Origin of the sequence: Holtiella tumoricola, assembly GCF_027857615.1 — a bacterium.
GTDB lineage: Bacteria > Bacillota > Clostridia > Lachnospirales > Cellulosilyticaceae > Holtiella > Holtiella tumoricola.
The window spans coordinates 65,930-75,472 of the sequence record NZ_JAQIFT010000007.1 but is presented as its reverse complement, the minus strand read 5'-3'; the positions used below and the strand labels follow the sequence as shown (position 1 = coordinate 75,472).

Sequence of the window (9,543 nt, the reverse complement as noted above, 5' to 3'; positions counted from 1 at the left end):
TCGGCTACACCTTTAATACAACCTTCATCTTCTAATGCATCCCAAGCATCTTCTAAATCATCCATAAGTCCTTGAATATCTTCAATAAGATCATAAACTTCATTTGCTAATGTTCTGCAGTTTCTTCTTTGCCCACCATTACATCCACATCCACAATTACAACATGCCATATTAAAATCCCTCCTAAAGCTTATTTACATTTATATCATATGTATAAAAAGACAAAGTGTGACATATTAGTCCAGAAATATCATTCTTTTTCATTATCAGTAGTTGTACTTTTCCACATAAAAAAGCAGTGGAGTAATTTCCACTGCTTTCCCTTTAATCTATTGATTTAGCATACCCATTAAAACCTTTTCTGGTGTAATTGGAAGTGATGTAACATAAACATTTGAAGCATTATATACAGCATGTGCTATAGCTGGAGATGGTGTATTGATTACAACCTCTCCTATTGATTTTGCTCCAAATGGACCTGTTGGTTCATAGCTACTTTCAAAGTCTACACGAATATTTCCTACATCAAGACGTGTTGGAATTTTATACTGCATAAAGTTATTGTTCATCATCTTACCTTGTGCATTGTACCTCACATCTTCATACATAGCCATACCAATACCTTGTGCAATACCACCTTCAGCCTGTATTCTTGCTAGATTTTTATTAATAACTGTTCCACAGTCTACAACACCTACATAATCAATTAACTCTATCTTTCCTGTTTGCTTATCTAATTCAAGTTCCACAAAACCTGCCATAAATGGTGGTGGTGAACTTTGACTTGTATGAGCAGTTGTAACAGATATATAATCACACTCTCCACCTACTACTTGCTGTGCACCAAGTTGGTCTAAAGTCAGTACTTTATCACCATCTATTGTCTCAAATAAGTAACCATCAAATGTAATATCATCTTTTGATACTTGTAAAAACGTAGCCGCTGCTACAAGCATTTTATCTCTTAGCATTTCACTTGCTTTTATAACCGACATACCCGTTAAATAAGTTGTACGAGATGCATAAGAACCTGGATCAAATGGTGAATAGTCTGTATCAACGCCTGGTACTATAATACGTTCCACATTACAATCTAAAACTTCTGCTGCAATCTGAGCAAGGATTGTATCACAACCCGTTCCCATATCTGTTGCACCTATCATAAGTGTGTAGAAACCATCATCATTAAGTCGCATTTCTACTGCTGATACATCTAGATTTGCAAGTGCTGATCCTTGCATAGTCATCGCTACACCTACTGAACGTACTTTATCTTTACTGACTTCTTTACTTGGATATTTTTCTTCCCATCCAATTAACTCGCGTCCTTTTTCAAGACACTCTTTAAGTTTTGTGCTCTTAAGTTCTTCGCCATAGTAAGCTGGCATGATTTCTCCAACTTCACCAATATTCTTAAGACGAAGTTCTACTGGGTCCATTCCCAATTTTTCTGCTAATTGGTTGACTGTACTTTCAACTGCAAAAGTTCCTTGAGTAGCCCCATATCCTCTAAAGGCACCACCACCCATTGTATTGGTATAAACAACATCATAATCAAAAAGATATGCCTTTGCTTTATTATAAAGTGGCATTGTTTTATGTGCTACAAGCCCAATAGTTGTAGATGCATGCTCACCATATGCCCCTGCATTAGAAAGGGTATAAATTTGAATCCCTTTAATATTCCCTTCTTTATCACTACCTATTTTAACTTTAATTTTCATTTCATGGCGGCTATTAGATGCTCTAAAACACTCTTCTCTTGTAAAAACAATTCCTGCTGGCTTACCTGTTTTCATTGTTACAAATGCAGCAAACATTTCACTTGCAGCAGTTTGCTTTGCACCAAATCCACCTCCAATACGAGGCTTAATAATACGTACTTTAGATTTTGGCATTTCTAATGCACGTGATAAAATATGTCTTAAATGGAATGGAATTTGTGTACTACTTACAACTGTTAATCTGTTTTGGTGATCTAAGTAAGTATATGTTTTAAAAGGTTCCATCATTGCTTGAGCATTGGCTTTTGTATGATAAGTTTCTTCTACGATAACATCACTTTCTGACCATGCAGCTTCAATATCTCCATGTCCAAAATGTCCTGAAGAACAAATATTACGTTTAACTTCATTACCTATATCAAAGTTTAAAGAATAGTTATCTTCTGGATGGATTACCGAAGGATGATCAATAGATTTTTCCATATCTAATACAGGTTCCATTTTTTCATATTCTACTTTAATAATACGAAGTGCTTTATCTACTGCTTTTTCACTTGTTCCAGCAATAATTGCTACAGGATCTCCTACATATCTTACATATTCATCTAAAATAAGACGATCATATGGACTAGGCTCTGGATATGTTTGCCCTGCTAAAGTAAATCTTGTTTGAGGTACATCTTCATATGTATAAATAGCTTCAATTCCTGGCACTTTTAAAGCGATTTGCTTATTAATACTTTTAATTTTTGCATAGGCATGAGGGCTTCTTAATATTTTTACAACTAAACATTCCTTTGGCATTAAATCTTCTGTATAAACAGGCTTACCTGTTAATAAAGCCATTGCATCTACTTTTACAACCTTTTGATTGACTACCTTCATATTTATGCCTCCTCTGAATGCAAGAATTTCTCAACAGCACGCATTTGCCCCATATAACCTGTACAACGGCATAAGTTTCCTGCTAAATAATGTTTAATCTCATCTACTGTTGGATTAACTAATTCTTTTTTCATTGCTAATACGTTCATAATAAAGCCTGGGCTACAGTAACCACATTGTTCTGCACCCTCATTAGCCATAAATTCTGCAAATACTTTAACTTCTTCTTCAAGCCCTTCTAATGTTGTCACCTTTCTTCCATTTGCACGTGCTGCTAATGTTGAGCAAGATAAAACAGGTACTTCATCTAACCACACTGTACATAAGCCACAATTAGCTGTATCACAACCACGTTTTACACTGTAATAACCTTCACTACGCAAGAAATCAATAAGGAGTAAATCACTTTCAATTTCTCTTTCATGTACTTTATTATTAATCCATACTTTTATTTTCATGATGCTCTCCTCACTTATGCTCTAATCTCATCTATAGCTCTTTTAACTAATGCTTGTGCTAACTGTTTGCGATAAGCTTCACCTGCTCGTAAGTTAGTCCCAAAATCTAACTCCTCTACAACCTTTTGTGCAGCCGCCTCAATTGTAGATTCTGTTAAACCACCTTGTAATAAAGCTTCTGCTTCATAGGCACGTTTTGCTTTATGAGGTCTTGCCCCTACCGAAATTTTTACGCCTTCATCAGCCTGACTTACAGCTACTGCAAGTACTGGGAAATCTGTTGCACTATTGCGCTGAGTATGATAGCTCGCTTTACTATCACTTTTTCGGATCATAACTTTTACAAGTATATCTTTATTTCTCTTTGCATTTACAAAGTCTTCTAAAGGCATAACACCACCTTTGTAAAGTTCCACATAAGTATCTAAAGCAAGCAGTGCTGTTAATACATCTGAAAAACCAAATCTTCCAAATACACTTCCACCTATAGTTGCAACATTTCTAAATTGTGTTCCTACAATGTCCTTAACACAATTTGCTACAATACCATCAAAATGCTCTTGTAAAAGCCTACTTGTTTCTACCTGTCTTAGGCTTGTCATACATCCGATTTCAATGTATTCATCTGTTTCTGTAATTTGGTCAAGTCCAAGTTTAGATAAATCAATAGCAGTATGTACAGCTTGTTTACCCATTTTAAGCCATAGCATGCCCCCTAAAATAACATTTTTCTTGTTGGCTACAAGCGTTTCGTACGCTTCTTCTAAACTAGTTGCTAATAAATACTGGTTAATGGTAATCACGCAAGACTCTCCTTTTATATTAAATCTATTTTTAAAATATTTTAGGCGCTAAAAAAGAGAAAAACTACAGTTTTCTAGCTTCCCTCTATCTATTTTCTTAATTATTTTTTTAAAATCCTATAATAATTTCTCTAATTATTATATTAGAATGTAAACTTACGTAAGTCAATACAATTTCGAACATTTTTCATTTCTATCGACTTTATAGTTCTATTTTTTCTTCATTTTATATAGAACCACTTATTTTTTCAAAAAAAATGTTCGGAATTCTTTTATTATATTCTGCTATCATTCTTATCTTTTTTCTAAGATAAATGTATAAAAAAATGTCCATCTATCTCTGTTATTTTTCAACGTATGATAGACGAACATTCTAAGTTTACGACTTTCCATATAGTTTGGAAGTTATTGATTTTATTCACCTTCACATTCATTAATTCTGTAAGCTAATGTCATTAATGAATGTGATAAATGTACATTTTCTACTTGTACGCCGTCTGGTACAAATAAATCTACAGGTGAGAAGTTCCATAAACCTCTTACACCCCATTTAGCCAGATTTTCGGCTGTTTCTTTAACTTTAGTCTTAGGCATTGTCAAAATAGCAATATCTACTTTATGTTCCTTAACGAACTCTTCCATTTTGTCTATATCCAGAACTTCTATTCCACGAATACTCATACCTACAAGTCTTGGATTGACATCAAATAATCCGATTAAATTAAAACCACGCTTTTCAAAGCTTGTATAATTTGCAAGAGCCTGTCCTAAATTCCCTACCCCTACAATAATCATACTATGTGTATTTTCAAGTCCTAATATTTTTCCGATCTCTTTGTGTAAATATTCAACATTATATCCATATCCTTGTTGTCCGAAACCGCCGAAGTTGTTAAGATCCTGCCTAATTTGAGAAGCTGTAACTTTCATTTTTTCACTTAGTTCTCTAGAAGATATTTTAGTTACGCCATTGTCAAGCAATTCTCCTAAATACCTATAGTACCTTGGCAATCTTCTAATTACTGCCATTGAAATCTTTCTCTCTTCAGTCACATCTTTACCTCCTTCTTTTTACTCTTATTCTATAGTATAGCATTTTAGTTTTTTTTTTGTCAATCTACATAGTTCATTCATAGCTTTTATTTTTGTCGTTTTTCTGTTAATATGAAACTACAATAATGAGGAGGTTCACTTATGATTGCTAATTGTCATGGTATTCGTAAGTCTTTTAACGAAGAACTTGTGTTAAAAGATGTTTCATTTCATATAGAAGATACAGAAAAAGTTGCCCTAGTTGGAAATAACGGGGCCGGCAAAACAACTTTATTCCGAATTTTAACTGGGGAACTTCACCCTGATGAAGGTGATCTATTTTTTGCAAAAGGATCCACTATTGGTTACTTAGAACAAAATATGCAGTTTAATTCTACTCATACGGTATATGAGGAATTACTTCATGTATTTGATGAGGTCATTGCATTAGAAGCTAAGCTTCATCAAATGGAAGAAGAAATTTCTCGTACTCATTCTATGGAATTAACCCATACGTACGATGCACTCCGTATAACTTTTGAAGATAAAAAGGGCTATGAATATAAAAGTCTTGTAAAAGGTGTTCTAAAAGGATTAGGCCTTAAAGAAGAAATTTATAATCAACCCATTACCACTTTATCCGGTGGTCAAAAAACACGTGTTGCCCTTGCTAAGCTTCTTTTAGAAGAGCCTAGCCTTCTCCTTCTTGACGAACCAACTAACCATCTTGATATCGCAGCTACAGAATGGTTAGAAAATTACTTAAGAAGTTACAAAGGTGCAGTTCTTGTAATCTCTCATGACCGTTACTTCCTTGATCGTGTTGTAACGAAAGTCGTTCACTTAGAATTTGGTCGTGCTATGGTCTATAATGGCAATTATAGTAACTTTATCATTGAAAGTGAAAAAGTCTATGAAGCAGCTATGCATCAATATGAAAAACAGCAACAAGAAATTGCCAAACAACGTGCTGTTATCGCTAAACTTCGTCAATTTAATCGAGAAAAATCTATCAAACGTGCAAGAAGCCGTGAAAAACTTTTAGATAAAATAGAAGTTATGGACCTACCTACCATAGATGACAAGCCTATGAATCTAGTACTTACACCACGTATTACTAGTGGAAACGATGTCCTCACTGTTAAAGAATTATCTAAGTCATTTGAAGATGGGGCACTCTTTAGCCATATTAACTTTGATATCAAACGCGGTGAGAAGGTTGCTATTGTAGGTCCTAATGGAATTGGTAAAACCACTCTTTTCCGTATGATTATGGGTACAAGCGCTATTACAACTGGAACAGTTACACTTGGCACCAATGTATACATTGGTTACTATGATCAAGAACATGCTACCCTAAATCAACATGCTAGTATTATAGAAGAAATTCAAAATGAGTTTCCTGATCTTACAAATACTGAAATCCGTAACATGTTGGCATCTTTCCTATTTACAGGTGAAGATGTTTTTAAACCTATTCATGCCCTTAGCGGTGGTGAAAAAGGCCGTGTTGCACTTGCTAAGATCATGCTTTCAAAAGCTAACTTCCTCATCCTTGATGAGCCAACTAATCACCTTGATATGATGTCCAAAGAAGTTCTTGAAAATGCACTGAATCAATATGAAGGTACAATCCTTTATGTTTCACACGACCGTTACTTCATCAATCAAACAGCTACTAAAGTTTTAGATATGTCAAAAGATAATATGGCTATGTATTTAGGTGACTACGATTACTTTATGGAAAAGAAAAAAGAACTTTCTACTTCTCATTCAGTAAGTACAAACGCCCCTACTGGCACAAATTTATCTCATCAATCTACAACTACTTCTCCAACAGCTTCTACCAAAGAAGATTGGCAAAAACAAAAGGAATTACAAAATCGGATAAAAAAACTTCAAACAACACTTAAAGATATTGAAAGTCAAATTGAAGTTCAAGAAACTCTCGTTCTAGAATTAGATGAGCAACTTTGTCTAGAAGAAGTCTATACTAACCCTGATAAATCTCGCGAAGTCATGAACAAAAAATCCGAAGTTGAAATATATATTACAGAGCTTTATGCTAACTGGGAGTCTACTTCAGAAGAACTGGAAAGTTTAAACTAAACCAAAAGGGCCATTGCATGACATTGCAAGGCCCTTTTATTATTCATTTGTATTAATATGCATATTGTATTCAACGTTTTTAATATGTTGTCCAACAAGTTTTTCCGCTTTTTCACCATCTCGTTCTTTAAGTGCTAAATAGATAGCTTCATGCTCTTTCCAAGACTCTTTAGCTCTACCTGGTGTAGAAATAGAAGCCTTCCTTGCTTTTTGTACATAATGATGAAAATCCGATAAAATATGGTTAAGCGTCTTACTACGCGTTGCATTATAAATAATATCATGGAACTTATGATCTAACTCTTTTAATTGATTAAACTCATTCTTCTCAACATAAAAAGCTGTAAGTGCTAGAATCTCTTCCATTTGTTTTAAATCTTCTTCTGTAATTTTTGTTGCAGCTTTTCGTGCTGCTAACCCCTCTAACCTTGATCTAATAAGATAAATATCTTCAACATCTTCATCTGTAATCCCTGCTACAACGGTCTCTTTATTTGGAATAGATTGTACTAATCCTTCAAGTTCTAGCTGTCTAATCGCTTCTCTTACAGGTGTTCTACTTACCCCTAGTTCATTGGCTATTGTACTTTCACGTAAAACATCCCCTGGCTTATAGCTCCCATCTAAAATAGCTTCTCTAATTGCATTAAATACTCTTCCCCTTAAAGAAGCTTTGTCTGTTCCAGCTGTACTGTAACTCACTTTTGTCCTCCTTACCCGCACCTTTTGGTACGCGTATCTATGTATACAAACCTTATTCTAACAAATTCTAAGAAAAGTGCAATGGTTTTTTCTATTTTTAATAAGCAACCCATCTTCCATCTTTATCCTTATAAGAAACAAGGCTTTCTGCTATGGTTCTATCCTTCAATTTATAACTTTCACCCTCACGAATAAGCTCCATAATCCACTTTAAAGTAACTTGATATTCTCTTTCATAAATCTTTCCGCCTGCATCTGCTTCTTTATTAGTCATTTTTACAACTTCAAGGGTTTCTACTTCTACTACACCTTCACTGTTCATATTAATTTGTTCAATTTCTACTTCCATCCTAGCATCTTTTAAATTCTTTCCATCCACAAACCATGCTTCAAATTCTTCTATTAAATGTGCACTAATTTCTGCTACAGCAAAATCATTGATAAAATTACTTTCATGATTTTTAATTCCATCAATATAGGCACTATAAAAATTATCAACACTCTTTTTAAGCCTTTCATTCCCTAAAGTAGAAAGTGTAAACTTTTCAACATTGAAACTTCTATTCTCTTGTGAAACACTAATAGGCTCTTCATATGTTTCAATATTACCATATGTATCATAAATCTTTAAAGGATATGTCCCTTCTAATACATTCTCAAATAACACAACCCCATCTTTATTAACTTGTTGCTCTCCTCCTAGCTCTACAACTGTACCACTCATACACTCTACGCTTACTTCTACAGTTTGATAAGGTACAATTACTTCTGTTTCTGTAGGAACATTAATAGTCGTTACATAATCTCCACACATTTCATTAGGAAAGACAACACGTACCACATAATTCCCAGGTAATACATTCTTAACTACATATTTATTATCCTCTTTATCTGTTACTTGCTGATCGTCAAACCATACACTTGAACCTAATGGTGTATAAATATGAATATCTTCTATACGAAACGGAAAAACAACCTGCCACTTATTTTCTATCTGTATAAGGCTTAGTGTATTAGTAATACTTTTCGTTGCGAAATTATATTTAACCTCATAAAATTTCTTTTTAGCATCTTTACTTTGGTCACCTATCTTACTAGATGTCGCCTTTACTTTTATAAATTCTTTTTCCTCAAAATAATTTTGTATAAAATTAGATAACGCTTCTTCAGTAAAGCTTAAAAGCTTTTCATCTTTATACATATATGACACTGCAGTACTGTAATCTCTATTATTAATAGCTTCTAAATATTTATTCAAAATATACTTGGACTGACCTTTATAGCTACTCCATAAGCAACATGATGTAATCACTATAAGACATACCGCAATACCAACTCCTATAATAACCCTTTTTTCCACCTTCATTGGTTTCCCCCCATTTTATTATACTTTTGTACTAATAAAATATATGAAGATGGTTGTCCAATTTATGCCTCCCTCTATATAAAATTTTTTATCTTTTATTAAATAAATTCTCCTATAATAAATACAATAAATATAAAATAAAAGGTTCCAGCTAATACCTTTACCCATATTCCTTCCTTATATGTAAGGAGCAAGCCTCCACCTAAACAAAATAATTCAACCACATCATTCCAGTAATTACATTGTTGTATATACATCATAAGAACTGAGATCAAGCTCATACCTATACATGTTATTCCGATCCATTCCCCTGGCGTTTTAACAAAATCCCATTTTCTCTTCATCTTACTCCCCCCTTCAATTACTTCACCTTTTATAGATAAAATGTAATTTCACTTAGCCCTTTGACTTTTTATTTAAATATATGAAATATATTCTTTTTTAATGCTTTAGATATTAAACAA

At 33.7% G+C, this 9,543-nt stretch carries 8 protein-coding genes; 1 reads left to right on the top strand and 7 read right to left on the bottom strand.

The genetic code is table 11. From position 1 onward, the window contains the following. Positions 1-329: 329 nt before the first annotated feature. The 4 genes from PBV87_RS01135 to PBV87_RS01120 all read right to left on the bottom strand — a co-directional run bounded on the left by PBV87_RS01135 (position 330) and on the right by PBV87_RS01120 (position 4,923). On the bottom strand, positions 330-2,609 hold the full coding sequence (locus PBV87_RS01135; RefSeq protein WP_271010845.1) for a xanthine dehydrogenase family protein molybdopterin-binding subunit: 2,280 nt from the start codon (positions 2,607-2,609) through the stop codon (positions 330-332). Between the two features lie 2 nt (positions 2,610-2,611). Further along, positions 2,612-3,067 carry a (2Fe-2S)-binding protein gene (locus PBV87_RS01130; protein ID WP_271010844.1) on the bottom strand — a complete coding sequence of 152 codons (456 nt, stop codon included), beginning with the start codon at positions 3,065-3,067 and terminating at the stop codon, positions 2,612-2,614. Between the two features lie 14 nt (positions 3,068-3,081). Beyond that, on the bottom strand, positions 3,082-3,870 hold the full coding sequence (locus PBV87_RS01125; RefSeq protein WP_271010843.1) for an FAD binding domain-containing protein: 789 nt from the start codon (positions 3,868-3,870) through the stop codon (positions 3,082-3,084). A gap of 414 nt (positions 3,871-4,284) precedes the next feature. After that, positions 4,285-4,923, bottom strand: a complete 639-nt coding sequence (locus PBV87_RS01120; protein WP_082238863.1) for a redox-sensing transcriptional repressor Rex — start codon at positions 4,921-4,923, stop codon at positions 4,285-4,287. A 141-nt stretch (positions 4,924-5,064) separates the two neighbouring features. Here PBV87_RS01120 and PBV87_RS01115 point away from each other — a divergent pair, with 141 nt between their 5' ends. Next, positions 5,065-7,011, top strand: coding sequence for an ABC-F family ATP-binding cassette domain-containing protein (locus tag PBV87_RS01115; protein WP_271010842.1), 1,947 nt, complete (start codon positions 5,065-5,067; stop codon positions 7,009-7,011). Positions 7,012-7,050: 39 nt separating this feature from the next. Here the strand turns inward: PBV87_RS01115 and PBV87_RS01110 are convergent, their stop codons facing one another. From PBV87_RS01110 to PBV87_RS01100, 3 genes are all read right to left on the bottom strand, one after another. Beyond that, complete coding sequence (locus PBV87_RS01110; RefSeq protein WP_053985792.1) at positions 7,051-7,713, bottom strand: GntR family transcriptional regulator; 663 nt, start codon at positions 7,711-7,713, stop codon at positions 7,051-7,053. A gap of 97 nt (positions 7,714-7,810) precedes the next feature. Next, positions 7,811-9,079 carry a zinc ribbon domain-containing protein gene (locus PBV87_RS01105; RefSeq protein ID WP_271010841.1) on the bottom strand — a complete coding sequence of 423 codons (1,269 nt, stop codon included), beginning with the start codon at positions 9,077-9,079 and terminating at the stop codon, positions 7,811-7,813. Between the two features lie 98 nt (positions 9,080-9,177). Beyond that, on the bottom strand, positions 9,178-9,423 hold the full coding sequence (locus PBV87_RS01100; RefSeq protein ID WP_271010840.1) for a hypothetical protein: 246 nt from the start codon (positions 9,421-9,423) through the stop codon (positions 9,178-9,180). Positions 9,424-9,543 lie beyond the last annotated feature (120 nt).